The sequence below is a fragment of the Candidatus Saccharimonadales bacterium genome (assembly GCA_035317825.1).
In the GTDB taxonomy this organism is placed as follows: domain Bacteria; phylum Patescibacteriota; class Saccharimonadia; order Saccharimonadales; family Saccharimonadaceae; genus DATHGB01.
Genome location: DATHGB010000022.1, coordinates 1 through 25717 on the forward strand (window position 1 = coordinate 1; position 25717 = coordinate 25717).

The window sequence follows — 25717 nt, forward strand, 5'->3', positions numbered from 1 at the left end:
AGGCAAAATCACAACATACTTATTCATAGACTTCGCGTATAGTAATACATAGAAAAGATGAGGGGAAGTGAAATCAACAATCTATGAGCTCTAAAGCACTGTATCGCAAGTACCGCAGTAAGTCACTTGCCGAGGTTGTCGGACAATCCCATGTCACGGACATTTTGGCTAGGTCGCTTGCACAGGGGCGTATTTCCCATGCGTATCTTTTAACCGGCCCTAAGGGTGTTGGTAAGACCAGTATCGCTAGGATCTTAGCGCACGAAATTAATAAACTACCATACGACGAAGATACCAACCACTTAGATATTATTGAAATCGATGCGGCTAGCAATAACGGCGTAGAAGACATCCGCGACCTTCGTGAAAAAGTGCAGATCGCACCTGTCTCTGCAAGCAAAAAAATCTATATTATCGATGAGGTTCACATGCTCTCAAAAGCCGCGTTTAATGCGCTTTTAAAAACGCTCGAGGAACCGCCCGAACACGCCGTATTTATTCTCGCTACGACTGACGTTGATAAATTGCCCCAGACCATTATTAGTCGTACCCAGCGCTTTAGCTTTAAGTCAATTACTACCGATGATGCTGTAAAACATCTAAAACACATCGCCACTCAGGAAAAGATTAAAATCGACGACAAAGCCCTTGAACTTATAGCGCTTCGCGGTGATGGGAGTTTCCGGGACAGCATTAGTCTACTCGACCAGTTAACAAGTTTAACTGACGACAAAGCAGGAATCACCGAAGAGCTTGTCGAGCAGTTTTTAGGCCTAGCGCCTATGGATCAGGTTAATCAAATTTTAGGTGCATATGAAGCAAAAGATCTGACGACTATCGTGAAGCTTTTAGATGAAAGCGAACACCGGGGCGTGCAAACCAACGTATTAACCGCGCAGTTAATTGCCACTATCCGCATGGGCGTTGCAGATAAACCACATCTTATTCAGCTCCTAGACCAACTACTCGAAGTTGCCAGGTCATCTAATCCGAATATAAAGCTATTGACGATTCTTGGATCGCACGCAGCGCCAAAACCAAAAACTGCCGCACTTGTCGCACCGGCATCAGTCGTTAGCGCGCCGATTGCCGAACTGGAAAAGCAAGCCACCAAAACAAAACCCTCTCTACCTGTGCCGAAACGGGTAGCAACGAATGGGACAACACCAGTGAACAAGATAGAAAAACACCCGACTGCCTCGACCCTGGATTGGGCTAAGCTTATCGAGCATACCCGGCAAAACTTTGTCGCGCTGTATAGTGTCTTGTCAAAATGTACGCCGGAACAAGACGGAAATTCTCTTACGCTTTATACGAGCAATGCATTTTATAAAAAGAAATTGGATGACGCGAAATACCGCGGCGTGCTAATAGACACGATCGCGGAAATCGCCGGCGAGGAACTTATCGTTGAAACAATCGGCACACCTCCGCCACCAAAAGATAGCACTGCGGCCGCGGTTGCTGCTATTATGGGTGGAGGAGAAGAGGTTACCGTAGGCGATGCGCCTGCGTAAAGTGAAGTTATGGCAGTGAAAGACGTTCCGGCTGGCAAAATCCCGCCACAAAACCTAGACGCCGAGAAAAGCCTTCTTGGTGCTGTTTTAATTGACGAGGAAACACTCGCCGATATCTCTGAACATGTCACACCGAAAGATTTCTATGACAAACGTCACGCCACAATCTTTGGCGGCATGATGAGTCTGTACGAACACCACAAGCCAGTCGACCTTTTAACGCTTACTGACCAGCTAAAGAAAAAAGACGAGCTAGAAACCATTGGTGGATCGGCCTATTTAACAGAACTGACGAACTACGTTCCAACCGCCGCGCACGCCGCAGCTTATGCGGAAATGGTAGCGCTAAAAGCAGTCCGTAGGCGGCTTATCAAGGCAAGTGCCGAAATCACGGAACTTGGCTACGACGAAGACACGAATGTCCAAGAACTACTTGAAAAAGCCGAGGCCGAACTATTTTCAGTTAGCGACCAATCCCTTAAACAAGACCTAGTTAGTATTGAAAGTATTTTGACTGAAAGTTTCGACCGCATGGAAGAACTGCACCGTAACAAGGGCGCGCTTCGTGGTGTCCGAACGGGTTATCGCGATCTGGATAATATGACCGCTGGATTGCAGCGCTCTGACCTTATTATCCTTGCCGCCCGTCCTGCCATGGGTAAGACCACGCTTGTGACCAACCTGGCATATAACGTTGCGACGGTTGCCAAGCAACCAGTACTGTTTTTTAGCCTCGAGATGAGCAAGGAGCAGCTGGTTGACCGTATGCTGGCCGACGCGTCTGGAGTTGACGCATGGAATATTCGAACCGGTAATCTTTCCGACGAAGACTTTAGTAAAATTTCCGAAGCAATGGGCGAGATGGCCGAAGCGCCGATCTACATTGATGACACGCCAGGTTTGTCCGTACTTGAAATGCGCACCAAGGCTCGTCGTGCGGCTCACGAAGCACCTTTAGGGCTCATTATCGTCGACTACTTGCAGCTGATGTCGGCAAGCGGCCGAAGCGATGGTAACCGCGTGCAAGAGGTGAGTGAAATCTCACGTGGCCTGAAGTTAATCGCGCGCGAATTAAACGTGCCGGTTATCGCGCTTTCTCAGCTCTCGCGTTCAGTCGAATCACGTAGCCCGCAAATCCCTCAGCTAGCCGACCTGCGTGAATCAGGCTCAATCGAGCAAGACGCCGACATCGTTATGTTTATTTACCGTGAAGCGTACTACAATCCAGAAACAGAACGCGAAAATATTACCGACCTTATTATCGCAAAACACCGTAACGGTCCCGTTGGTAAAGTCGAGCTGTATTTCCACCCGGAACGTCTGCGATTTATGTCGCTCGACAAACGCCACGACGGTTAATCCGTGGTATAATCAAAGTACTTTATGGGCAAATACATTACCGACTATTTCCTCTATGCGAAGCGATATCTATTAGGATACGGCGCTATCAGTCTAGCCGTCATTGGCTTGCTTCTTATTGCCGGGCTTTACGTTCCTGGAGGGATCACGGAAGGCGAGATGAACTCGACTGTTATAAGCAGCGGCCTTTCAATTGATTCGTTTGATCCGCTGACAATAATCGATCTGCCATACCATGTATTGCAGCGGCTAAGCATGGAAGCATTTGGCATTAGCGACCTAAGTATCAAACTCCCGTCGCTTATTCTTGCTACCGTTTCAATCATAGGAATCTTACTGCTGCTGCGTATGTGGTTTAAAGGAAACGTCGCGCTCCTCACGACAGTACTTGTCGTTACGACAGGTCAGTTATTGTTTATTGCTCAAAGTGGTACGCCAAGTATTATGTACATCTTTACGACGGTCTGGCTTCTTCTTGCAGCACTTCTCGTTTCCAGGCGCGTTTCCCGGGGAGGGACTTGGAAACTTGTCCTCTTCATTATTGCGGCAATAAGCTTATATACGCCACTCAGCATCTATATTATCCTGGCCCTGCTTAGCGCCGTAGTGCTACATCCGCATCTGCGCTATCTTGTGAGACGACTTTCAAGAGTGAAAGTGGCCTTGGCATTTGTCTGTGCGCTCATTATCGTCGCGCCTTTAATTTACGCGATCGTTAAAGAACCCAATATTGGCCTGACGCTACTTGGAGTACCAAAAACCTGGCCACATTTCCTCAGTAACGGTGTGCAGATCTTGAAACAGTATTTCGACTTTATTACCCCGACAAACGGCGCGCTGATTACACCAATTTACGGTCTAGGACCAATGCTTCTGATCCTCCTTGGCGCTTTACGGCTTGCAACAACTAAATACACTGCGCGTAGTTATATTATTAGCACCTGGGTCATCCTTCTTCTACCAGTCCTCTTGATTAATCCAAACTTCGTCGCCGTTACGTTCGTACCCGTGATCCTTCTTATGGCTATGGGAATCGATATTCTTCTTGGCAATTGGTACCGTCTTTTTCCTCGAAATCCCTACGCGCGTATTGCCGGACTTGTCCCCTTAGCAGTCCTCATTGGAGGTATGGTGATTTCTGGCGTGGACCGTTACATGTACGGCTATCAGTACGATCCGCAAACAACGTCACATTTCTCGCATGATTTAACGTTAGTGAATAAAGAGCTCAGTAGTAAAGACAGAGGCAATACGGTATTAATCCCTACGGCCGAAGATACGGCATTTTATGGGGCCATCGTCAAACACCACAAAGACGTTTCGATCAGTTCGTCTTTTACGCCAACAGCTAAAACGGTGATCGTCGCAAAAGGCGCGACACCCGTCACCGATCTTACGCCAGAACGAATCGTTACGAGTGCCTCAAGTGAAAACGCCGACCGGCTCTATGTCTATAAAACTGGTCTAAAATAACGTATACTAAAGAAAGTAATCCAAAGAGGCGGAAGGAAATATAATTATGGCATTTGATCAAATGAAGATGTTGAACGAGCTGCGAAAAGCGCAGAAAGATTTAAAGAAACAAATTATCGAGGTAGAAGCCGGTGACGGTGCTGTCGTCGTGCAGATTAACGGTGAGTTAAAGATCCAAAGTGTCAAAATTGACCCTGCGCAAGTAGACCTGGACGACATTTCCGAACTTGAGCACTGGATTGAAATTGCCGTACGTGACGGTATGGCCAAAGCCCAAGAAGTTGCTGCAGAAAAAATGAAGCCGCTCATGGGTGGCCTCGGCAACCTTGGACTATAGGAGTATCTTTTGACACAGCTTCTTCCAACAGCACTTGTTAGTGCGATTGATGAACTAGGCAAGTTGCCTGGCGTAGGCGCTCGTACAGCCGAGCGCTATGCTTATTTTCTGCTGCGTGCCAATGGTAATTCAGTAGAGAAGCTGGCAAAAACTATTAGCGAACTTCATAACGGCGTCAAAACGTGCCCGGTGACGTTCGCGCTTATCGACCCAGACCAAGACGTGTCACCGCTCTACGACGGCCCTGGACGCAGTAAAAAGCTTGTTGCGGTCGTTGAAGAGCCGCTTGATATCATCGCCCTAGAACGTACAGGGCAGTTTCACGGGACGTACCACGTACTAGGAGGAGCAATCTCTCCAATCGACGGCGTTGGCCCTGAAAAACTCCACATTCCAGAACTACTAAAGCGTCTGGGTGACGACGAAGTAGAAGAAGTAATCATTGCTACGAATGCCAGCGTTGAGGGTGAATCAACAGCGCTCTTTTTGCAGCGTCACATCCGTGAAGCTGGAATTACCATACAAATCAGCCGGCTAGCACGAGGCATACCAGTGGGCGTCGATCTAGAATATGCCGATCAAATTACCCTAACGCACGCCCTTGAAGGAAGAAGGATATTCCAAGATGTTTAACGAAGCGACAGAACTTATAAACGCAGCAAAAAAGATTGTTGTTATCCAGGCTGAAAATCCAGACGGAGACAGCCTAGGAAGTAGCCTCGCACTTGAAGAGATTCTGGGCGATCTAGGCAAAGAAGTATCGCTATACTGTCCTGTTGAAATCCCTAAATACCTCCGTTATATCAACGGCTGGGATAGAATAGTCATGGATTTTGACACCAAAGCGGATCTGGCTATTATCGTTGACACCAGCGCGGACGTTCTGATTACGAAAGTACTCGAAACGAGGGGCGTTCGTCATTTCCTCGAATCACACCCAGTACTCGTCATAGACCACCACACGACAGATTCTAATCTTAGTTTTAACCATACGATGCTTTCAAAAGAAGCTGTCGCTACCAGTGAAATAATTCATTCACTAGCCGAAGAAAATAAATGGACTATGAGCGAACAAGCAGCAGAGAATATGCTTGTTGCAATCCTTTCGGATAGTCTTGGCTTCACCACGCAAAACGTTTCCGCGACAACTTTATTAATTGCTAGCAAGCTAGTGGAACTCGGCGCCGTACCGTCAAAAATTGAAGCACGCCGACGCGAGTTCATGAAAAAATCACCCGAAATTCTAGCTTACAAGGGCGAGTTAATTAAACGAATTGAATACCTGCTTGATGGAAAATTAGCAATCGTACACATACCCTGGGAAGACATCCAAGCTTACAGCGACCAGTACAACCCGAGCGTACTTGTACTCGATGAAATGCGTCTTGTGCTAGGAGTTGAAATTGGTGTTGCTATCAAAACATACCCTGACGGTAAAATTACGGGTAAACTCCGCGCGAATGTTCCTATTGCCGAAGAAGTCGCTGGATTCTTTGGCGGTGGCGGCCATAAATACGCTGCGGGCTTTCGAGCGTACGAAGATTACGATACAATTATCTCAGAACTTGTCACAGCGACGGATAAGGCATTGAAAGAATATGAAACTTCAACGAAATAATTCATGTATCCTCGGCGCGTAGCCCGCGCCCTCTCATTAGAGCATTCTTTAAATTCATAACCGAGGAAACAATATGGCTCTCCGACTTCATAATACACTGACGAAGAAAACTGAAGAATTTACTCCTATTACAGATAGAAAGGTAACGCTTTATACCTGTGGGCCAACCGTCTATAACTTTCTGCATGTCGGTAACTGGGCCGCTTACATCTATTGGGATACATTAGTAAGAACTTTAATCGCTGATGGCTATGCCGTTGAACGCGTGATGAACATTACGGATGTCGGCCACTTAACCGGCGAGAATGATGGTGATGCTGATAACGGTGAGGATAAGCTGCAAAAGGGTGCGAGGCGCGAAGGAAAAACCGCTTGGGAAGTTGCCGAGTTTTACGCCGAGGATTTTATGAATGGCATGGAAAAACTCGGTATGATCACACCAGAACATGTCGTAAAGGCGACAGATTTCATACCGCAACAACTTGATTTAGCGCGTATTCTAAAAGAAAAAGGTTACACGTACCAAATTACGGACGGAATTTATTTCGATACAAGCAAGTTTCCGACGTATGCGGATTTTGCAGGTCTTGATTTAGCCGCGCAAAAAGCGGGAGCTAGAATTGAATTCAATCCTGAAAAACGTAACGCCAGTGACTTTGCGTTATGGAAATTTACCGCGCCTGATGAAAAGCGCGATATGGAATGGGATACGCCAGCCGATCTATTAGATAACGGCGAATCTAAAAAGGGCTTCCCAGGCTGGCATCTTGAATGTTCAGCAATGGCTATGAGTATCTTAGGACCTACTATTGATATCCACACAGGCGGAATAGATCACATTCCCGTTCATCATACGAATGAAATCGCCCAAAGCGAATCGGCAAGCGGTCAGAAATTTGCAAATTTCTGGCTACATAATAACCACCTTAAAGTAAACGGTACGAAGATTAGTAAAAGCCTAGGTAATGGCTATACGCTGCAAGACCTCGAGGAGCGCGGATTCAGCCCGATTGACTACCGCATGTTCATTTTGCAAGGCCAGTATAGCAATGAAGGTAATTTCACGTTCGAAAACCTCCAGGCAGCCAAGAACCGGCTCATTCACTGGCGTAATATAGCCGCGCTTCGTCATCAGACACACGATACGCTAAGCGATGACAGCGAAAAATCGACCGACGACAAGAGCATCTCGCTACTTGCGGCTTCTGGCGCAATTCACGAAGCGATGAATAACGACCTAAACACGCCAGAGGCAATGCGCATTATCGACGAAGCGTTCTCTAAACTTGACGGTAAGTCCCTTGATGACATCCACCAGCACGGCCTAGATGAGCTAATTCATACGGTTGACGATCTACTTGGCTTGCAGCTTGAGACAACCACCCCTGACATCAATGACGAAATGAAGCAGCTTATTATTGAGCGTGAACGGGCACGCGACAATAAGGATTGGGCAGAGTCAGATCGCCTGCGTGACAAGCTCTCCGAAAATAACATAGTTGTACGCGACACTAAGCACGGAAGTATTTGGGAATATAAAAATTAAAGAACCGCTACTGCGGTTCTTTTTATCTAAGCAGCGTCTTCGCCTTGAAGTTTTTTGACTAACTTCGCAAGTGGCTGTTCGCTTTTGATCCGGTTCTTTTTCGCCTTTGCCAGATAATCTTCCAGAAGAACTTTTAAACAACCGGCGACAGGGATCGAGATAATACCACCCGCAATACCAAATACGTACAGGCCAATCGTGACAGACGCAAGCACGGCAAGCGCAGACAGTTCTACTTTGCGAGACTGAATCGTAGGGGAGATAAAGTTATTTTCAATTTGCTGGTAAATCACGAAGTAAACCGCGAACACAAGACCAGCAATAGGTTCGTTGAATGCTAATAATAAAGCAATCAGGATACCACTGATCGTGGCCCCAAACATTGGGATGAGCGATAAGATAAATGCAATTGCTACCGTTGGAAGTGCAAGGTTTGACGGTACATTGAAGAAGAAGCTCATAATAAACACGACAAGTCCTGCCAGTGTTGATCCAATTAAAGATACGGTTAATTGTCCGGTAACATACCCCGTAACGACATTATACATTTTATTTACTAGCGCCCGGTGCGATTCCATGCGTTCTTCGTTATTATAGATTCCCCAAATTCGTTTTTGCCACGCAGGGCCTTCGACAAGCATCAAGAAAGACAGGACTAATACGAGGAGGATCGCGGTGAACGTCGCGAACACTGACCCAAGTCCAGAAACAATGTTCTGGCCTGCGCTTGATGCCCAGTTGGCCGTATTGTTTTTGATAGCTTCGACGGCTTGATCTACTTGAGGCTGTATATGATACTTATCAATAAATTCGCCTAGTCCCTTTGACTGTTGGGCAACATCGTCAACGATGCCTGGCACCGTAGCGGTAAACTTTATCGTCTGTTCAACGATAGGGGGAATAACAAGAAAAGCAAACACGCCCAGTATTGCAACTACCAATATATATGCCGTTGCCGTACCCGTAACACGACTTTTTCCAGGTAGGTGACTTGCCAAATAGCTAACAGGCTTGTTTAAGGCTAACGCAAGAAAGAGTGCCGTTCCAAGAATAATAAGGGCCGTCCTTGCGCTGTAAATTGCAAGAATAACAAACGCGAACCCAATGACAACCAGCCAAAAACGCACAAAAGTTTTGGTATCGATCTCAATTCGTACTTTCATCTTGACGTTATTATAGCACTACTTATTGCGTTTGCACGAACGACGATGTACGCGCACGGAGTTTAAGCGCCTGTTTAGCGTTTACCTCGATAGCAGAACGACTTATTTTACCCGAATCCACAGCGGTCAAAACACCGTCAATAAGTAGGTTGGGATCTATATTCGATCCGACTGATCCACTATTGTTTAGTACGTATAAAAGTAACGTATTTCCAGCCTGAACCGCACTCACCGCATTTGCAACCGGATCATGGAAAGCCGCTTCGTCTGATGCCTGCAACATGCACATATCGTCAGTAATTGTCACTCCGCTAAACCCAAGCTCACTCTCCAGTATGTCGTGCCATTTTTCCGAAAGACTGGCAGGCGAGGAATCAACAGCGCTGTAACGCAAATGACCAAACATCACCAAATCAGCGCCACTTTGAACTCCAGCCTCAAAAGGTAACGCGTCTTTTTGTTTCCACGCCGCCTCACTAATGTCCGTGGTTGGAATTGTCGTATGTGAATCCGCAGAAGTCTCACCGTGACCAGGAAAGTGTTTTAAAGTTGAAAGCGTCGAACTATGCGTGCCGCCGACTGCCGCCCGTACATTGTCGCTTGCCGTTCGTGGCGTCGTTCCCAGTACGCGATCATAAATAAAAGAGTGAGGATCGCTTGTGACGTCGGCAATAATCCCAAAATTAAGATTTATGCCCGCCGACTGCACGAGAGCGGATCGTTTTACGAACGCGTTGTACGTTTCGGCCGGGTATTGGTTTTTTAGCGTTTCCGCATTAGGGTACGTATCGGCTTTTAGCCGGCTTACCGAACCTCCTTCTTGATCGATCGCGACAAATCTAGGCAATCTTCCGTTCTCACCCCGAAGCGTTGACGTAATCGTGCGAAGATCCGCGTCCGCGGCTGGAATATTATCGCCCATCAAAATCATTCCTCCTGGACGATAGGTATCAACGAACTGACGCATTGCAGTCGCGTCAGTTCCCGGTACATGAAAGACAAACAAGCTTGCGACTTTGTCACGGAAGGACATTTTATCGAATACCTGGTCGACATATGGTTTTATCGTATTCGGTTTTGAAATAGGGGGAGCTGGTTGATGATTCTTATTTAGGACATACCACCCGACAAAAAACATGCCGGCCACAATCGCTGCAATAATAGCGATGACAAGATATTTCTTCATATGTTTAGTATAATAGAAGTATGCCAAGTTTTTCTTTTGATATAGTATCCGATTTTGACAAAGCCGAAATGAATAACGTATTTGCCGGAACCGAACGCGAGATCGGTACCCGCTATGATTTTAAAGGTACGCCTGCCGCCATCGAATGGATGGACGACAAAAAGGGCTTCAAGATCATTGGGGCGGGACAGTGGCAATGTGATGCCGTACTTGATATCGTGCGTAAAAAACTTGCCGCACGCGAACAGTCCTCTAAGGTACTCGATACGTCCAAAACACCTGTTGAAAGTAACCTGAAAACAACCTGGGAAATTCCATTCAAACAAGGGTTGTCACAGGATAACGCTAAATCAATCACGAAAACACTGCGGGAAGAAGCGCCCAAAGCAAAAACACAAATTCAAGGCGACATGGTCCGGGTGACCAGCGCCAGCAAAGACGAACTTCAAAAAGTAATAATCCTTCTTAGAAGCGCGGACTATGATTTTCCGCTCGACTTCATCAATTACCGCTAGCATGTTAGAATTCTATATATGAGTTCAAACACTCCTCTTGTTGCAATTGATCATTTCCGAATGGATTTTGGTAAAAAAACGGTCATCAAAGACCTTTCCTTTACCGTTGCACCCGGCGAGATATTCGGATTTTTAGGAAGTAACGGATCGGGTAAAACCACGACTATCCGTGCACTCCTTGGCCTATACGAACCAACAGGTGGATCACTTTTAATTAACGGGCAGGTTTTTAGCCCAAAGCACAGCAAAACGCTCGGCTATCTTCCAGAAGAACGCGGGCTATATAAAAAAGAGCCCGTTATTGACGTTATGACGTATTTCGGGCAGTTGAAGGGTATCTCCAGGAGCGATGCGCGTAAATGGTCGCTTGATTATCTTGAACGTGTAGATCTCGCTGATCATGCCAAGGCGAAGCTCGATAAGCTTTCCGGAGGACAACAGCAAAAGGTGCAGCTAGGCGTGACTATCATGAGTAGCCCCGAACTTCTTATTCTTGATGAACCTACCAAAGGCTTTGACCCGGTCAATCGCCGTCTTTTGATGGATATTATTGACGAGCAAAACAAAAAGGGTGCTGGGGTTATGATGGTAACCCACCAAATGGAAGAGGTAGAGCGTCTTTGCTCGCGCGCGCTACTGCTAAAAGATGGCAAAGCCGAAGCGTATGGAACAATTGACGAGATCAAAGATAACTTTGGCGGCCAAAGGATCATGCTTCGTTTTAAAGGTGCTGTTCCTGAAAAACCAAGCCTATACACGATTACTAAAAGTGAAACGTCATACGCCGAACTAACACCGAAAGAAGATGTTGGGCATGATCGTATTCTGCGCGAACTTATGAGTGCGTCTAACCTGGATATTTCGACGTTTGATGTTCGGAAACCGTCGCTTGATGAAATATTCGTAAGCGTTTACGGGGCCAAGAAGCCTGATCATGCATAATTTTAATACCGTTCTTCGTTTCGAGCTTGTTCGGACATTCAAAAAACCTTCCTTCTGGCTAAGCGTGCTCGCGATTCCCGCGCTTATGGGAATTATTTTTGCCGTTATCATTTTCTCTAATCAAACGAGTGATAAGCAGCAGGAAGAATTTAATAAGCAGCCATTTTCATTGGTCGTTGATGACCAATCCAATCTAGTCAGCGACGCGTTTTTAGGTCAGCTAAAAGCATCCCGGGTGGGTTCGAAAGCGGAAGGCATTAAACAGGTACAGGACGGAAAAGTCGACGCGTTCTTCTACTATCCAAAAGAGGTCACGAAAGACCCCATCGAGGTCTACAACAAAAACGACGGGATTATGAATAATTCAAAGTATACATCCGTTTCTGAGAGTTTAATCAAGATGAGCGCAACGGCAAAAGTCGGCTCAGAGCAGCTTGTCGATATTATTACCGGACAAGTGAAGTCAACACAGACTAATTTTGAAAACGGCGAAGTGATCAATCCGATTAGCCGGATGGTCGCACCTGCTCTATTCCTTGTCATTTTTTACGCTGTTATCGTTCTCCTTGGCAGCCAGATGCTCACAAGCACTACCGAAGAAAAGGAAAACCGGGTTACCGAAATGCTGCTTACGAGCGTTTCGTCGCGTTCGTTGATTGTCGGAAAGATCGTCGCGCTTATTATTCTTGGTTTCGTTCAAATCCTCGTTATCTTGCTACCAGGTCTTCTCGCGTACACGGTAGGTAGGGACGCGTTAAACATCCCCGATCTTAGCAGCTTTATTAGTACTATAGAGTTCGAACTATGGCCCACACTCCTTGGCGCAGGCCTACTGGTGTCTGGCTTCTTGCTATTTACCGGACTTCTCGTTGCGATTGGAGCGGCAATGCCAACCGCTAAAGAAGCTAATAGTTTCTTCGGATTCATTATCACCGTTATGGTCGTTCCGTTTTGGTTCTTCCCGCTACTGATGTCGTCGAGTCCATCAGGTGTCGTAACGGGTTTATCGTATTTTCCGCTAACTGCACCGTTCGCGCTGTTAATCCGCAATGCGTTTAACACGCTGCCTCTCCACGAAGCGATAATCGGGCTAGTGATCGTGTTCATTTCCGGCATCATTGCGATTAGCATGGCTATCCGGATTTTCCGCTATGGAACACTCGAATATTCAAAACGACTATCCTTATCGACAATCTTTAAGCGCAAAGAAAAAACCACGTCCTAAATTGGATGTGGTTTAAAATCTATTCCAAGCAATCTATTAAATATACATTGCGATAATAGCGAGAAGAACCAAGGTTACAGCCGCAAGGGATGCAATTGCCAAGCTCATTTTGTTTGGCTCGATATCTACTTGTTTAGCAACAGGTTTTTTTGCTGTTTTAGATACTTTGGGAGTTGTTTTCTTAACCATAATTCCAGTCTAACGTACTATACTCGTCACGGCAAGCCGGTTATGGCTGGAGTATTTGACCATTCACACTACACAATGTATAGTATTAGTATGAATACCGCGAGCCAGACAGTCGGCTGCGTCAAAGCCGCAACAGAAATCTTAGGTGACAAATGGACACCTCAGTTGCTACGCTTCTTTATCAACGAAGAAGTGGTACGCTTTTGTCAGCTCCAAGACCTAGTCGGCGGAATCAACCCTCGTACGTTGTCTGCACGGCTCATTACGCTAGAAGAGCATGACATTATCGAAAAATTACCTTCTGAATCAACCCGCTGCGAATATCGTTTGACCGACAAGGGTAGGGATCTACTACCAATCTTGCAAGATATGGAACAGTGGAGTGACAAATACGCCACAAGTCACGTCTAAGATGTATCTCAGAAACAGCTGGTAGCCTAATATATATGAGAGTATTGTTAATTGAAGATGAACACAAAATTGCAAGAGCACTCAAGAAAGCTCTAGAGCAAGAAAAATATGCCGTAGACGTCGCTTATGACGGCGACGAAGGCTATGCAATGGCCACCACCGAACCTTACGATGTTGCCATTATTGACCGCATGCTTCCGGGCGAGTACAACGGTATTGCCATTGTCGAAGCCATGCGAAAAGAAAAAATCCACACGCCCGTACTGCTTTTAACGGCACTGGGTGCGGTAGCCGACCGGACACAGGGGCTAGACAGCGGTGCCGATGACTATCTTGTAAAACCATTTGCCCTCGAAGAACTACTAGCAAGAGTCCGGGCACTGCTTCGGCGTCCAACACAACAACAATCAACCGTATTAACGGCTGGTGATCTAACGCTGAATACAATTACCTACGAAGTAAAGCGGGGCGACACCTCAATCCAGCTGACGGGCAAGGAGTTCGCGCTGCTCGAGTATCTTTTGCGCAACCAAGACCGTCCACTTCCAAAAGAACTCATCATCTCGCACGTATGGGACTACGATGCGGATATTCTGCCAAATACGGTCGAGGTATATATTAAATATCTCCGTACGAAAGTTGATCAGCCTTTCAAAAAACAGCTGATCCATACCGTCCGCGGCTTCGGCTATAAACTACAGGCAGGGACGTCATAAACCTAGCGATGTTTCAATCGGCTACGGTAAAACTAACCGCCTGGTATTTGGCGATCCTTGTTGCAATTAGCCTTTTATTTAGCATCGTTATTTATTCGACTGCATCAAGCGAAATCGTGACCCGCCTGGGTTATTTTAAACAGGATCCCCGCATCATGCTTAACATTCCAGCCAACCGGTTCGACAGCCTACGCGACATCCAGGTTAACGAAGCGCGTAATAATCTGATTATTTCGCTTATTATAACGAATTTATGTATCTGGATTGCTGGCGGTGTTGGGAGTTATTATCTTGCCAGGCGAACGCTTACGCCAATCGAAGAAGCCCACGAAGCCCAGTCACGTTTTACGAGTGATGCCAGTCATGAACTACGCACGCCACTTGCGAGCATGAAAACGGAGATCGAAGTTGCTCTGCGTGATCCTGCCCTTACGAAAGGTGAGATGCGTGAACAACTAGCAAGTAACCTTGAAGAAGTTAATAAATTAACGAAACTCTCCCAGACGCTTCTTCAACTTTCACAACTTGATCACAAGAACATACCAAAAGAGAAGGTGAAATTAAGTCCCACCGTAAAATCCGTTATCGAAAAGTTTGATAAAACCGGTGAACGGATTGGTTTTGCCGATGCCAAAGCGCATAATGTCCTCGCTAACCAATCGAGCATTGAAGAATTACTGACGATCCTACTCGATAACGCGCTAAAGTATAGTCCGTCTGACTCACAGGTGAAAGTATCCTTGATGAAACAAAAACAAATGTCCGGGTTTGAAATCTCTAACGAGGGACAGGGCATTAGCGCTGAGGTGCTACCTCACATTTTCGATAGGTTTTACCGGGCAGATTCTTCACGTACGAACGGAGATAAAAAGGGATATGGCCTAGGACTGGCACTTGCTAAAAAAATTGTCGAGCTCCATAGCGGAGAACTCACAGTCAGTAGTGCTGAGGGAAAGGTAACGACCTTCCGAGTTCTTCTGCCAAATCTCAGGCAACCCCAAGCAGAAAATCAGTAAGGTACCTTATATTCATGGTGACAATCTAAATAAGGAGACCGCATGAATGTCATAACAAGGGGTATACGAAATGCCCTTAGAAGCCCCATAAGATCAGGGGCTATCATTTTAATGTTAGCTATTAGCATTGGACTAATTCTTGCAATGTTAGTCGCAAGGTCAAGCGTTAATGCAAAAATTAACGAAGTGAAGGCCACCACGGCAACACAAATCACCATCAATCCTGCTGGAGTTCAGGGTGGACTGGGTGGAGGAGATCCGTTAACGGCTGAACAAGTCAAAAAAATAACCGACACTGCCCATGTCAGCAAAGTCAGCTCGACGCTAACCGACCAGATGGGGACGACGGATACCAATCTGACACCATCGTTTGAGCTAGGAGCACTCGGTAAACGACAGATGCGCTTTGAGAGTTCAGGCTCTGCTCCAAGTACCGACGCAGAACCACCAAAGGATACGACGAACGGGCCTATGCGTACGCTGACGCCACGAACAAACGCCACAGGTACAACTGACCCGGAAGCCATCGTGGACGCAAGCAAGCTAACAAGCGGCACGATGATTGACGGAGCAAGCAGCAATATGGAAGCACTCGTAGGTAAAGCCCTCGCCGAGAAAAACAGCCTTAGTGTCGGCAGCACGTTTACCGCCTACGGCCAGACCCTTACCGTCAAAGGTATTTTCGATAACGGCAACGTATTCCAAAGTAATGGAATAATCATACCTCTTACCACGCTACAGACGCTTACCGCCCAACCTGGTGCGGTAAACAGCGTGACCGCAACAGCCGACAGTAGCGATAACGTCGCGAATGTCGTAGCAGCACTCAAAACGGCACTCGGCGACAAAGCGGACATTACCAGTCAGCAAGAACAAGCAGCGGAAAGCGTTAAGCCACTTGAAAGCATTGCCGGACTTGCACTATCGGGTGTAATCGGTGCAGCCATCGCGAGCGCGGTAATCATCCTCCTTTCGATGATTATGGTCGTTCGTGAACGCCGCCGTGAAATCGGTGTCATTAAAGCAATCGGTGGAACAAATAGCAAAGTCATTATGCAGTTTACCGTTGAAGCGTTGACGCTTACGGTCATCGGCGGACTGATCGGACTTGTGCTTGGCGTATTAGTCAGCGGCCCAATGACACAATCTCTCGTTGCTTCAAGTAACGATAACGGCCAGCAAGACAAACAAACTGGCGGTGGGCCAGTCCGGATGATGGGTGGCGGCGGACCAATCCCAGGAATCGGCAACCAGCTTAATAACAACATTCAGAACGTCACCAGTACGCTGACACCACAAACGATAGCCGGAAGTATTGGAATCATCCTACTGATCGCTATTATCGGAAGTGCCATACCAGCCTGGGCCATTGCACGTGTCCGGCCAGCCGAAGTGCTGAGGACGGAATAAAGGAGTCCTTATGTTAACAGTTAAAAACCTCACGAAAACATTCAATGCGACGCACGGGCCAGTCGATGCGCTAAAAGATATTAGCTTTCAAGTGCAGACTGGCGAATTCGCCTCGATCATCGGCAAAAGCGGAAGTGGCAAGTCGACACTACTCAGCCTGTTAGGAGCGCTCGACACGCCGTCAGAAGGTGAAATCCTCGTTGATGACGTCGACATCGCCAAATTGTCCAGCGGCAAACAAACAGACTACCGCGCACATAAAATCGGCTTCGTATTTCAACAGTACAATCTCATACCAAACCTCAGCGCGTTAGAAAACGTAACGTTAGCGCTAGAGTTTGGCGGGGTAAAACCTGCGAGCAAACGCCGGGAACGAGCCGCTCAGCTTTTAAACGATGTCGGCATTTCAGATGAAGAGCAGCTTCGTAAACCCGCTAGGTTAAGCGGAGGCCAGCAGCAACGCGTGGCTATCGCCCGGGCTCTTGCCAACCGTCCCGCGGTTATCCTGGCTGATGAGCCGACAGGAAACTTAGATAGCGAAACCGGAAAAAAGATATTTGACCTGCTACATAGCTTGTCGCGTAGTGAAAATACAACGATTCTTGCCGTGACCCACGACATGGATATTGCAGGAAAAACAGATAGGACCTTTGCGTTAAAAGATGGAAAGATGTCGGCAAATAAGAAATAGCGTCGTGCTTTTAGCAACACGCCCTAATTCTAAGATTTCACTCAGTTTTGTCGTGCATACTGTGTTCATAGTGAGGGAAAGATAGCCACCAGTTTCAAAACCCTTGCTCATCAAAACGACAAAAAAGGAGGTTACATGAACACCACCAAAACCATTTATCTTAGTAAAAAGGGTATGAAGGAATTGAAAAAAGATATTAGCCGGCTGGAACGCGACCGGCAAAACGCTATGAATGAGCTTCGTGATCTAGACAAGACGGATGGGCACGACCAGCGTCTTGCACGAATCGAAAAACTTGCGCACATTGATACTATCGAAAGCGAACTAGCTGACAAGCAAATGGTTATGGACCGCGCCAAACTGTTTCCTCGAAAACGCGATGCGCTCAAGGTCGCTATCGGATCAGTCGTCGACCTTATCGACACAAGTGGACGTTTAGTACGCTACACTATCGTTGATACGGTCGAGGCTAACCCAAGCGACGGACGCATATCCATCAAAAGTCCCCTTGGACAGCACCTTCTCGGTAAGCAGATCCAAGACATGATTGAATGGACGAATGGCCTGCGTACTACCAGATTCCAACTGGTCGGTATTGGCTAACCCCCATCACAACAATTTAAAATCGCGCGCTATTCCCACCTATAGCGCGCGATTTTTGATATAATAACGCTAATGCTCTATTACACAAAAACGGTGCGTCAAACACTTCAGGACCTTGATGTGTCAGAAAGTGGCCTATCCAATACCGAAGCCGAGGAGCGGCTACGAATTCATGGGCCTAATACTATCCGCGTCAAAGGCGAACCGCTATGGCGTAAACTCATCGAACCGTTTGCCAACGTTTTTATGTTGGTGCTTTTTATTGCCGCGGGTATCAGCCTGTTTCACAATGACACCATTGACGCGACGATTATTATCGTTATCATGGCGGCAAGCGCGGGAATCTACTACGTACAGCGTTTCTCAACCGAGCGGATTCTAAGGTCGCTTCAAAAACACACGGTGCAAACCGTTCAAGTGCTCCGTGATAATAAGACTATTGAACTTGATGCCAATTTATTAGTCCCTGGTGACATCATATCCTTAGGCGAAGGTGAAAAAATACCTGCAGATGCCCGAATTTTCACGGCTAGTTCACTCCGCGTTGACGAATCGCAGCTAACAGGTGAATCACAGCCGATCGATAAGCAAATTGACGAGTTGTCTGATGGCAAGGAAGTCTATGAACAGAGTAATATGCTGTTTCAAGGCTCATTTATCGTCGCAGGTGAAGCAAAGGCTATTATCGTCACGACAGGTAATGAAACGGAATTCGGACAACTTGCCGCGCTTACGAGTGATGCCGGCGGGGCAAGTCCCGTTCAGAAGAAAATCGACAAACTGCTGTCACAGGTTATTGCTGTCGTTGCCGCTATGGCGATTATTGCGTTTGGGCTCTCGATGCTTCGCGGTATGGAACTCAGCGAGAGTCTCCGCTTTATTATCGCTCTCTCCGTGAGCGCGGTACCCGAGAGCCTTCCTGTCGCAATTTCCGTCGTGTTAGTCCTTGGCATGCGCCGTATGGCTTCCAAGAAGGCATTGGTTCGTACGATGCGCGCTATCGAAACGATCGGCGCGATCACAACCATTGCCACCGATAAAACCGGCACGCTCACTAAAAACAAGCTGAGCGTCGTGTCTACCTGGCAGCCCTCCCACTCGAACCACATACTGAATGAGTTAATCGCCAAGGCGGTCAATCAGAACGGCTCGAAAATGCATGATCCGCTTGATACTGCGCTCGATGAATATGTCTTGGCAAAACACGTTGCTAAATCACACCATACACCGGTCATAACATTCCCGTTCGACCAATCCGTCGCCATGAGCGGCAATTTATGGCATCACGGCAGTAGTTACGAACTTATCGTCAAAGGCGCACCAGAACACGTACTCGCGCGTAGTGATCTGACCGAGAACGAAAGGGAAGAAGCCGAAAAAATGCTTCACCAGCTGACAAGCGACGGCAATCGAGTTATCGCAATCGCCCATAATTCCATGTCCCGCAAAATTGAAAGTTTCAATGAGTTATCGCGTTCCAATAAGCTCATCTTCGATGGGTTTGTGGCTGTTGCGGATATTCTACGTCCCGAAGCCAAAAAAGCCATCCAGACAGCCGTCAAAGCCGGCGTTACTGTCCGTATGATCACCGGCGACCATTTCGAAACCGCCTATCATATTGGCCGCAGCCTAGGCATGGTCGAAACCCGTGACCAAGTGTTTGACAGCCGTCGCATGAGCGTTATGAGTGACGAGGAGCTAGAAGAAGTCATTGGTGAGATTCGCGTTTTCTCACGTGTTATCCCCGAACATAAATATCGCATCCTAGCCCTCCTAAAAAAGACGGATATTACCGCTATGACGGGGGACGGCGTAAACGATGTTCCCGCACTTGTGAATGCTCACGTGGGCGTTGCCATGGGTAGCGGGGCACACATAGCAAAGGACGCCGGGGATATTATCTTAATGGACGACAACTTCAAAAGTATCGTGTACGCCATGCGGGAAGGCCGCACGATATTCGCGAATATCCGCCGCATGCTCTTTTACCTGCTTTCAACGAATGCAGGTGAAGTCCTGACCATGATCGGCGCACTTATCATTAATATCCCAATTCCACTCGTGCCCGTGCAAATTCTTTGGATTAATCTAGTGACAGACACAGCCATGGTAATCCCCCTAGGTCTAGAGCCCGGCGAAAAAAGTAACATGACTAAAAAGCCGAATAAACCTGGTGCGCCAATCCTGGGCAAGTTCATCATCTCGCGTATGGTGCTTGTAGCGCTTACGATGGCAACAATGACACTAACGATATATATCATCTTCAGCAACGCCTACGGCCACGAATACGGCCGTACGATTGCATTTAGCGCCCTTGTTGTCATGCAGTGGGCAAGTGCCTTTAACGCTCGTAGCGATAACGAATCGTTGTTCGTTCGCCTAAGGGTATTTAACGGTAAGTTCTACGCAGGTTTAACTATCGCTGTTATTCTACAGATGCTAGCTTTATTCGGTCCGCTTGGGCCGCTACTTCATATCACGCCAGTTTCGATTGGCGACCTAGCCATCACTGGGTTTATTGCGTTTACCGTACCGATCCTACTGGTTGAAATTCATAAATTCATCGGCCGACGATTTTATCACCGAAAGTAACTAGCGCTTAAAATGAGAGAGCCCCGCACCGTCAGAATCGACAGTGCGGGGCTTCGTCTCAGAAAGAAGTGACCACCCTGAGACCCGACCACAGCGGCGCATGGATAACCAGACGGTCGTTGCCAGGGAAGTTCTGGTGGCTGTTGACCAACCCGGGGTATTGGCGGAACACGCTCCCCTCCTGCTGGAAATGCCGGCCGTTCTTAATCTGTCCGTCCTTGAGTTGCCCCAAGGACGACTTCGTCGCAGCACCCACCGCGTACAGTGCGATGACGCGACCCTGCCAGCCGCGACGCTCCAGCCCACCCATGTAGGTGTTCTGCCACTGCTGCGAAGGTGTTTCGAGGATAATGCAGTCGTCGTCACTCTTCGAAGCCAGCAGAACGAACCGTATCGTTGCCGGTAGCCGGATGATTCTGGGTAGGTGCATCTTGCGCTCAGGAAGCGTAAAGGCATACATTGCCATTGGTCTCGTCCTTTCCATAGACGTATGATTATTATAGCATAAATTTTATATTAAAGCAATATATTACCTCTGTAATATTATGTGATTTCGCTGCTATTAGGTATAATAAATTCATGAATAACGCAAATGACAGTCACGACATCTTTCAGGTAATCGAAGACTTAAATCTCCCTAATGACAAATACGTTGTGGTGGGCGGTGGCGTACTGGTTGCCCTAGGGATGCATGAATGGGACGGCGATGTAGATCTTGCGGTATCAGACGGCATCTTTGAAGCTCTCGAGCAAAAAGGATGGCAACAAGAACAGGAAGCTGAAAAAGTCGTGCTAAAACACGGTGATTACGATATAGGCGTAGGCTTTGGCAAGTGGGATCTTGATGATTTACTTATTGAGCAATACCAAAAAAATCAGTAAAAATGAGAAAGCCCCTCACTGCCATGATCGACAGTTCGGGGCTTCGTCTCAGAAGGAATGGATCTTGACCCTCGACTCGCGGGGAAGAGTGATCACCATGCGCTGACCGCTCCGTAAGCCGATTGCATCACCGCTGTCGTAGATTCCCGCGAAGGGTATTACGAGGCGAGCGTCGGTATTCGAATCCGGAATGAACTCGCCACTGCGAAACTCGCCGGCAACAGCCTCGGGAACCTTCTTGCCCATCGTTCTTCCGTGGCCATAGACCCTGACCGTACGGAAGCGTCGTGGAGCGATCTGCCAGTCGTGAATCTCCTCCCATGCCGTGGTGGGTGTTCGGATGATGACCAGATCGGGCATCTGCCCGTCATAGTGAACTTCGTACGCCACACCGCGAGCAATGTAAATCCGATCACAGCTATCGCGTTGGTACTGATACTCAGGCATTCGATCTTCCTTTCTGAAGACTTAAACAAATTATACAATATATACGTAATAAATGCAATCCGACAGCCCGCCCAAACAAAAACATCCGCCCAGTAATAGGCGGATGTTTTTTAGTGTGCTTTTTCTATACATAAAGTACGATGCTTCATCATGACAAAGCATTTGCGTCAGCCCAGCCTGTATAGTGTCTGGGAACAATTGTGTTTCTGTTTTAAGTTACCGTTACTTTCATCTGTTACGATTCGTGTGCCTTGGCTGTATGTGCCGTATGCAGGTCGGACGAACGCTTATTCCCGCATAGAAGCAGTAGATAAGTAAAAGGTTGGTTTCTGGTTGTAATGTGTCGGATTTGTCCAACAGATTATATAAGAAATACGCTTGTTACTTTTAATACTATCACAGATTATCTATTTTGTCAATAGTAAGCTATACTAAACAGATGAGTTCACGATATACCTTATTTAAAATAAACAACCTACGCGAGCGTTTTCATCTGGACAGAATGCCAGAAATAAACCGGAGCTACAACATCAGCCCAACGCAAGTTGCGCCCGTTATTGTTAGTCGCGACGGCAAAACAACGCTTGAATTAATGAAATGGGGCTTTATTCCAAAAGACGCCAAAGACACAAACTCGGTCTTTCGCTACAAAACGTTTAATGCCAAGTCGGAAGGTATTTTCAGTAAGGCCAGCTATAGCGAGGCGATTCGTCATAGCCGCTGCCTCGTGCCAGCTAATGGTTTTTACGAGTGGCAGCAATCCCAAGATGGCAAAAAACCATATTATGTCCACCCGAATGATCAAGAATTATTTGCTTTTGCAGGCATTTACAGTTCATGGACAGACCCAACAGGGAAGGAATGGGGAACGTACTCGATTATTACAATCGAAGCGAATAATGAGATGAGCGCTATTCACGATCGTATGCCGATTATTCTGCAGCCTGAGGATGAGGCACGATGGCTAGAACCTTCGGACGACCTAAATATGCTTTATGACCTAATGCGCCCGTACCTAGATGGCAAACTTACTATTCAATCCGTTGGTGAAGATATCAATGGCACTAAAATAGACAACCCTCGCTTGATTACTCCAACTCTAAATTAAACTTTACAAATAAGTTATATTAACTTATAGTGAAAGTATTATTAAAGCTACGCGAAAGGAACGCTATGGGACAAATCACAGTTACATTACCCGACGAACTTGAATCAGAGGTTAGAAAGCACATACATCAAGGAAGCTACACGACAATCAGCTCATTAATCGTGGAGTCTCTACGCGAAAAGATACGTGGTGAAAAAGATTTGTCCTATTGGCAACGTGCTCAACTAATTCTTTCTCTAGAGAATAATCGCCTATTACGATCGTTGCAAGGCCACAAAGCCGTTATAGACGATGAGTTATGGGATAAATTACCAGACTACGAAGCCTTGATGGAGGGTTATAAATTTGAATATAGTACGTTGTTCAACGTAAGCCATAGTGAGCTATCTGATGCCGATGCACGATTCGTGCTTGAAGTAATGGAGGCTTACGCTACCATGCAATTTGTTGCTGACCGATTACGGGATAATGAGCTTCGGGAGCAAACGGTTTTTCCAGGTTTTGATCCCGAAAACCAACCCTGGTTAATTGAATATGCACGATATTTAAGAAAACGTGGCATGCATAGAGATCTTCGAATCCACAATAAGGATATGGCTCTTGATGAACATCAGCCTGACTATGAACAAATCGCCAAACGTTTCAGAGAAGTTGAAGAGCGGAGACTAAGCTACAGAAATGTACCCGACTATACATCCGCCGATATCACATACATGCTCTTCGGCCGTAATTAAATTCATAAGCTAGACAGCCCACGCCCAATCACACCAATCTTACATTCAACCAAGAATTTCCCTCTTTAGTGTTTAAGGTGATCCGCCCTATTGCAATTTATACAATTTTAGTGTATAATAAAAGTAATGAGCAAATCAACATCCCATGAAACGAATTCTATAGACCTGACACAGCTTGTCGAACAATCAATTGATGATCTTACGACAAGTCTTGAAAGTAACGGCGACTATAAAACACGGTACGCAATCGGATATGCCGCACGTGCATTAAACATTATAGAGGGCAGCGAATCCGCTCATGCGTATGCGGATAAAACCATAGCTCAAACCGACTTGCGACCCGGAGACGCTTTTGGCGTCTGGAAAGACCTATACAAAGATGGTGACCAAAATGCTCTTCCTAAGGCGCGTCGCATGGCTGGGCTTGGGGGCGAAGATGTCACTTTCTTAGAAGAGTTAGGCGTCATTGAATTAGGTGGCCTGCACAGTGCCGAACGACTCGTTGCGTTAGTAGAGGCAGGCGACAAAGAAACGACAGACCTTGCCCGTGGAATCACTAAAAATGTCTATGTCACTGACAGAACGGCTCTGTTTGCTAAACTCTACAAAACGGGCGACGCCCAGTCGCTAGATCTTGCGATAGAGGCTGCGAAAGACGCAAAGAAATATACTGACGAAACAGGCGATCGTCACTATCACCGTAGCGAGGCTGCACTTTCAGAAATGGCGCAAGCCGCTACTGAGAACGGCGACGTCGACGATGCCTTAAAACTAGTCGATGAACTGTTAGAAGCCTCGAGCAAAGTTCGGGTTCATGTTTCCTTATTCAAAAACGGTAGAGAAGCGTCTTTGCAATATATCCTAGATTATTTAGATGATCCAAAAAATAAATACGCTGCTGAATATATCCAAAGAGATTTGGCTAGAGCAGGGTATCAGCCGGCAATTGATGCTATAAAATATCGCGTGGAATCTGAGAGCCAATATGTCGATTCTACCCTGGACGACCTCGAAACGCTGCATGCCGTCGGCTATGATACCACTGGTTCGATTGCTGAAATAATTAAAGAAGTGCCACGTCCTATGTCGTATGCGCATCGCCTAGGTCGGGTAGGACTCCTCCAAGAGGAACTTAATACGCTTAAAGCCGTACATGAAGCCGATCCCACCACTTTCGCTGATGAAGAGATACTCTATCTAGAGTTTGATAAAGAGCGTTGGCAAAGAGTTTTCAGTAACCATCTTGAGAACTTGGATACGGACCATGCTGGTAGTACTATTCTTTTGTTAGCAAAACAGATAAAAGCCCTACGATCTAACGAGTAGAGTTCGTTCACTTAGGCTCTTTAGGGTCTGGCAGAAACATTGTCCAATATGCTATACTCTTCTAGTGTATTGGGATGTCGCCAAGTGGTAAGGCACTAGTTTTTGGTACTAGCATTCGGGGGTTCGAATCCCTCCATCCCAGCCATGAGCTTATTGAAGAGACTACAGATTGAACTGTAGTCTTTTTTTGCTGTAAAAAATTCGAATCCTTCATCACCTCTTTTGAGCCATACGACATAATAATTAGATGAACATTCAGAATTGCACTCCTTCTTTAAAGGATTGACATGAAATAGTATGCTTGTAGTATGACAAATCCATACGAATGGCGGCCTAATGGTCAAAAAGTGATTATTCAGGCTCATGCAATCGAGCCAATCGTCGCATTCGGTGCCTTCGTACTACCAGTATTAAGAGATGCCAATTGGATTGAAAATAGCAAATATGTATCTAACACGGGTATGAGTGCTCGTGAATGGGCTGGATTGGTACTCCACGCGCTTGTTCTATCTGACGCCACAGGGGAAGATATGAAGGTCGCTAAGACATATGACACTTCTGGAGATGGCGCCGTTGTCATAAGCAGAGGTTACGGCAATGAAGCTGTTCTAGTAGAGCAAACCTTAGTTACGCACAAGGCTCACACTGATCTGGAGACTGGCGTGTCTGAGCGCATTACAGCAAAGTCTTCTCGCGGTGAAAATTATAGTG

The 25717-nt window shown here is 46.7% G+C and carries 27 protein-coding genes and 1 tRNA gene; 23 read left to right on the forward strand and 5 right to left on the reverse strand.

From position 1 onward, the window contains the following. The first annotated feature begins 83 nt into the window (after positions 1-83). From dnaX to cysS, 7 genes are all read left to right on the forward strand, one after another. Positions 84-1517, forward strand: a complete 1434-nt coding sequence (gene dnaX, locus VK497_04495) for a DNA polymerase III subunit gamma/tau (protein ID HMI09622.1) — start codon at positions 84-86, stop codon at positions 1515-1517. A gap of 9 nt (positions 1518-1526) precedes the next feature. Next, positions 1527-2876 (forward strand): replicative DNA helicase, encoded by a 1350-nt coding sequence (gene dnaB, locus VK497_04500; GenBank protein HMI09623.1) that lies wholly within the window; start codon positions 1527-1529, stop codon positions 2874-2876. Between the two features lie 24 nt (positions 2877-2900). Next, positions 2901-4349 (forward strand): glycosyltransferase family 39 protein, encoded by a 1449-nt coding sequence (locus VK497_04505; GenBank protein HMI09624.1) that lies wholly within the window; start codon positions 2901-2903, stop codon positions 4347-4349. Between the two features lie 43 nt (positions 4350-4392). After that, positions 4393-4686: a YbaB/EbfC family nucleoid-associated protein gene (locus VK497_04510; GenBank protein HMI09625.1), complete on the forward strand. Its 294-nt coding sequence runs from the start codon at positions 4393-4395 to the stop codon at positions 4684-4686. Positions 4687-4695: 9 nt separating this feature from the next. After that, a complete protein-coding gene (gene recR / locus VK497_04515) occupies positions 4696-5319 on the forward strand; it encodes a recombination mediator RecR (protein HMI09626.1) in 624 nt (207 codons plus the stop codon). Then, positions 5312-6304, forward strand: coding sequence for a DHH family phosphoesterase (locus VK497_04520; GenBank protein ID HMI09627.1), 993 nt, complete (start codon positions 5312-5314; stop codon positions 6302-6304). The genes recR and VK497_04520 overlap by 8 nt, the downstream gene beginning before the upstream one ends. Before the next feature lie 73 nt (positions 6305-6377). Then, complete coding sequence (gene cysS, locus VK497_04525) at positions 6378-7850, forward strand: cysteine--tRNA ligase (protein HMI09628.1); 1473 nt, start codon at positions 6378-6380, stop codon at positions 7848-7850. A gap of 26 nt (positions 7851-7876) precedes the next feature. Here the strand turns inward: cysS and VK497_04530 are convergent, their stop codons facing one another. Next, on the reverse strand, positions 7877-9013 hold the full coding sequence (locus VK497_04530) for an AI-2E family transporter (GenBank protein ID HMI09629.1): 1137 nt from the start codon (positions 9011-9013) through the stop codon (positions 7877-7879). Positions 9014-9035: 22 nt separating this feature from the next. Then, positions 9036-10199 (reverse strand): glycoside hydrolase family 3 N-terminal domain-containing protein, encoded by a 1164-nt coding sequence (locus VK497_04535; GenBank protein HMI09630.1) that lies wholly within the window; start codon positions 10197-10199, stop codon positions 9036-9038. Positions 10200-10219: 20 nt separating this feature from the next. Between VK497_04535 and VK497_04540 the strand changes: the two genes are divergently transcribed. The 3 genes from VK497_04540 to VK497_04550 are packed head-to-tail and all read left to right on the forward strand — an operon-like array spanning position 10220 to position 12881. Continuing rightward, complete coding sequence (locus VK497_04540; GenBank protein ID HMI09631.1) at positions 10220-10714, forward strand: YajQ family cyclic di-GMP-binding protein; 495 nt, start codon at positions 10220-10222, stop codon at positions 10712-10714. An 18-nt stretch (positions 10715-10732) separates the two neighbouring features. Continuing rightward, positions 10733-11656, forward strand: coding sequence for an ATP-binding cassette domain-containing protein (locus VK497_04545; protein ID HMI09632.1), 924 nt, complete (start codon positions 10733-10735; stop codon positions 11654-11656). Next, positions 11649-12881 carry an ABC transporter permease gene (locus VK497_04550; protein ID HMI09633.1) on the forward strand — a complete coding sequence of 411 codons (1233 nt, stop codon included), beginning with the start codon at positions 11649-11651 and terminating at the stop codon, positions 12879-12881. Before VK497_04545 ends, VK497_04550 begins: the two co-directional genes overlap by 8 nt. Positions 12882-12917: 36 nt before the next feature. Here VK497_04550 and VK497_04555 read toward each other — a convergent pair whose 3' ends face one another. Beyond that, entirely contained in the window at positions 12918-13070 is a 153-nt protein-coding gene (locus VK497_04555; GenBank protein ID HMI09634.1) for a hypothetical protein, read from the reverse strand. A gap of 90 nt (positions 13071-13160) precedes the next feature. On the opposite strand from VK497_04555, the gene VK497_04560 reads away from it, so the two are divergent. From VK497_04560 to VK497_04590, 7 genes are all read left to right on the forward strand, one after another. Continuing rightward, positions 13161-13481 (forward strand): helix-turn-helix domain-containing protein, encoded by a 321-nt coding sequence (locus VK497_04560; protein ID HMI09635.1) that lies wholly within the window; start codon positions 13161-13163, stop codon positions 13479-13481. Between the two features lie 35 nt (positions 13482-13516). Beyond that, the gene (locus VK497_04565; protein ID HMI09636.1) at positions 13517-14197 is read left to right on the forward strand and encodes a response regulator transcription factor; all 681 of its coding nucleotides are present in this window, start codon (positions 13517-13519) and stop codon (positions 14195-14197) included. Between the two features lie 8 nt (positions 14198-14205). Beyond that, positions 14206-15213 (forward strand): ATP-binding protein, encoded by a 1008-nt coding sequence (locus VK497_04570; protein ID HMI09637.1) that lies wholly within the window; start codon positions 14206-14208, stop codon positions 15211-15213. 111 nt (positions 15214-15324) lie between these two features. After that, positions 15325-16623 carry an FtsX-like permease family protein gene (locus tag VK497_04575; protein ID HMI09638.1) on the forward strand — a complete coding sequence of 433 codons (1299 nt, stop codon included), beginning with the start codon at positions 15325-15327 and terminating at the stop codon, positions 16621-16623. A 10-nt stretch (positions 16624-16633) separates the two neighbouring features. Beyond that, positions 16634-17314, forward strand: a complete 681-nt coding sequence (locus VK497_04580; GenBank protein HMI09639.1) for an ABC transporter ATP-binding protein — start codon at positions 16634-16636, stop codon at positions 17312-17314. Between the two features lie 135 nt (positions 17315-17449). Continuing rightward, positions 17450-17917: a GreA/GreB family elongation factor gene (locus tag VK497_04585; GenBank protein HMI09640.1), complete on the forward strand. Its 468-nt coding sequence runs from the start codon at positions 17450-17452 to the stop codon at positions 17915-17917. Between the two features lie 72 nt (positions 17918-17989). Continuing rightward, positions 17990-20509, forward strand: a complete 2520-nt coding sequence (locus VK497_04590; protein HMI09641.1) for a cation-transporting P-type ATPase — start codon at positions 17990-17992, stop codon at positions 20507-20509. Positions 20510-20567: 58 nt separating this feature from the next. On the opposite strand, the gene VK497_04595 is transcribed toward VK497_04590, so the two are convergent. Beyond that, positions 20568-20975, reverse strand: a complete 408-nt coding sequence (locus tag VK497_04595) for a hypothetical protein (protein ID HMI09642.1) — start codon at positions 20973-20975, stop codon at positions 20568-20570. A 113-nt stretch (positions 20976-21088) separates the two neighbouring features. On the opposite strand from VK497_04595, the gene VK497_04600 reads away from it, so the two are divergent. Next, complete coding sequence (locus VK497_04600) at positions 21089-21391, forward strand: hypothetical protein (protein HMI09643.1); 303 nt, start codon at positions 21089-21091, stop codon at positions 21389-21391. A 48-nt stretch (positions 21392-21439) separates the two neighbouring features. On the opposite strand, the gene VK497_04605 is transcribed toward VK497_04600, so the two are convergent. Next, complete coding sequence (locus tag VK497_04605; GenBank protein HMI09644.1) at positions 21440-21838, reverse strand: hypothetical protein; 399 nt, start codon at positions 21836-21838, stop codon at positions 21440-21442. 439 nt (positions 21839-22277) lie between these two features. Here VK497_04605 and VK497_04610 point away from each other — a divergent pair, with 439 nt between their 5' ends. From VK497_04610 to VK497_04630, 5 genes are all read left to right on the forward strand, one after another. Continuing rightward, entirely contained in the window at positions 22278-22946 is a 669-nt protein-coding gene (locus tag VK497_04610) for an SOS response-associated peptidase (GenBank protein ID HMI09645.1), read from the forward strand. A gap of 29 nt (positions 22947-22975) precedes the next feature. Further along, positions 22976-23680 (forward strand): YfbU family protein, encoded by a 705-nt coding sequence (locus VK497_04615; protein HMI09646.1) that lies wholly within the window; start codon positions 22976-22978, stop codon positions 23678-23680. A 126-nt stretch (positions 23681-23806) separates the two neighbouring features. Next, positions 23807-25006, forward strand: coding sequence for a hypothetical protein (locus tag VK497_04620; protein ID HMI09647.1), 1200 nt, complete (start codon positions 23807-23809; stop codon positions 25004-25006). Between the two features lie 70 nt (positions 25007-25076). Beyond that, positions 25077-25151 (forward strand) — tRNA-Gln (locus VK497_04625). 163 nt (positions 25152-25314) lie between these two features. Continuing rightward, positions 25315-25717: hypothetical protein (locus VK497_04630; protein HMI09648.1), on the forward strand; the 403-nt coding region annotated here is incomplete at its 3' end.

Bases quoted from the DNA above. Each gene is read 5' to 3' on its own strand.
- dnaX (HMI09622.1), top strand. From the start codon at position 84: ATGAGCTCTAAAGCACTGTATCGCAAGTACCGCAGTAAGTCACTTGCC.
- dnaB (HMI09623.1), top strand. From the start codon at position 1,527: ATGGCAGTGAAAGACGTTCCGGCTGGCAAAATCCCGCCACAAAACCTA.
- VK497_04505 (HMI09624.1), top strand. From the start codon at position 2,901: ATGGGCAAATACATTACCGACTATTTCCTCTATGCGAAGCGATATCTA.
- VK497_04520 (HMI09627.1), top strand. From the start codon at position 5,312: ATGTTTAACGAAGCGACAGAACTTATAAACGCAGCAAAAAAGATTGTT.
- cysS (HMI09628.1), top strand. From the start codon at position 6,378: ATGGCTCTCCGACTTCATAATACACTGACGAAGAAAACTGAAGAATTT.
- VK497_04530 (HMI09629.1), bottom strand. From the start codon at position 9,013: ATGAAAGTACGAATTGAGATCGATACCAAAACTTTTGTGCGTTTTTGG.
- VK497_04535 (HMI09630.1), bottom strand. From the start codon at position 10,199: ATGAAGAAATATCTTGTCATCGCTATTATTGCAGCGATTGTGGCCGGC.
- VK497_04540 (HMI09631.1), top strand. From the start codon at position 10,220: ATGCCAAGTTTTTCTTTTGATATAGTATCCGATTTTGACAAAGCCGAA.
- VK497_04545 (HMI09632.1), top strand. From the start codon at position 10,733: ATGAGTTCAAACACTCCTCTTGTTGCAATTGATCATTTCCGAATGGAT.
- VK497_04550 (HMI09633.1), top strand. From the start codon at position 11,649: ATGCATAATTTTAATACCGTTCTTCGTTTCGAGCTTGTTCGGACATTC.
- VK497_04555 (HMI09634.1), bottom strand. From the start codon at position 13,070: ATGGTTAAGAAAACAACTCCCAAAGTATCTAAAACAGCAAAAAAACCT.
- VK497_04560 (HMI09635.1), top strand. From the start codon at position 13,161: ATGAATACCGCGAGCCAGACAGTCGGCTGCGTCAAAGCCGCAACAGAA.
- VK497_04565 (HMI09636.1), top strand. From the start codon at position 13,517: ATGAGAGTATTGTTAATTGAAGATGAACACAAAATTGCAAGAGCACTC.
- VK497_04570 (HMI09637.1), top strand. From the start codon at position 14,206: ATGTTTCAATCGGCTACGGTAAAACTAACCGCCTGGTATTTGGCGATC.
- VK497_04575 (HMI09638.1), top strand. From the start codon at position 15,325: ATGTTAGCTATTAGCATTGGACTAATTCTTGCAATGTTAGTCGCAAGG.
- VK497_04580 (HMI09639.1), top strand. From the start codon at position 16,634: ATGTTAACAGTTAAAAACCTCACGAAAACATTCAATGCGACGCACGGG.
- VK497_04585 (HMI09640.1), top strand. From the start codon at position 17,450: ATGAACACCACCAAAACCATTTATCTTAGTAAAAAGGGTATGAAGGAA.
- VK497_04590 (HMI09641.1), top strand. From the start codon at position 17,990: ATGCTCTATTACACAAAAACGGTGCGTCAAACACTTCAGGACCTTGAT.
- VK497_04595 (HMI09642.1), bottom strand. From the start codon at position 20,975: ATGGCAATGTATGCCTTTACGCTTCCTGAGCGCAAGATGCACCTACCC.
- VK497_04600 (HMI09643.1), top strand. From the start codon at position 21,089: ATGAATAACGCAAATGACAGTCACGACATCTTTCAGGTAATCGAAGAC.
- VK497_04605 (HMI09644.1), bottom strand. From the start codon at position 21,838: ATGCCTGAGTATCAGTACCAACGCGATAGCTGTGATCGGATTTACATT.
- VK497_04610 (HMI09645.1), top strand. From the start codon at position 22,278: ATGAGTTCACGATATACCTTATTTAAAATAAACAACCTACGCGAGCGT.
- VK497_04620 (HMI09647.1), top strand. From the start codon at position 23,807: ATGAGCAAATCAACATCCCATGAAACGAATTCTATAGACCTGACACAG.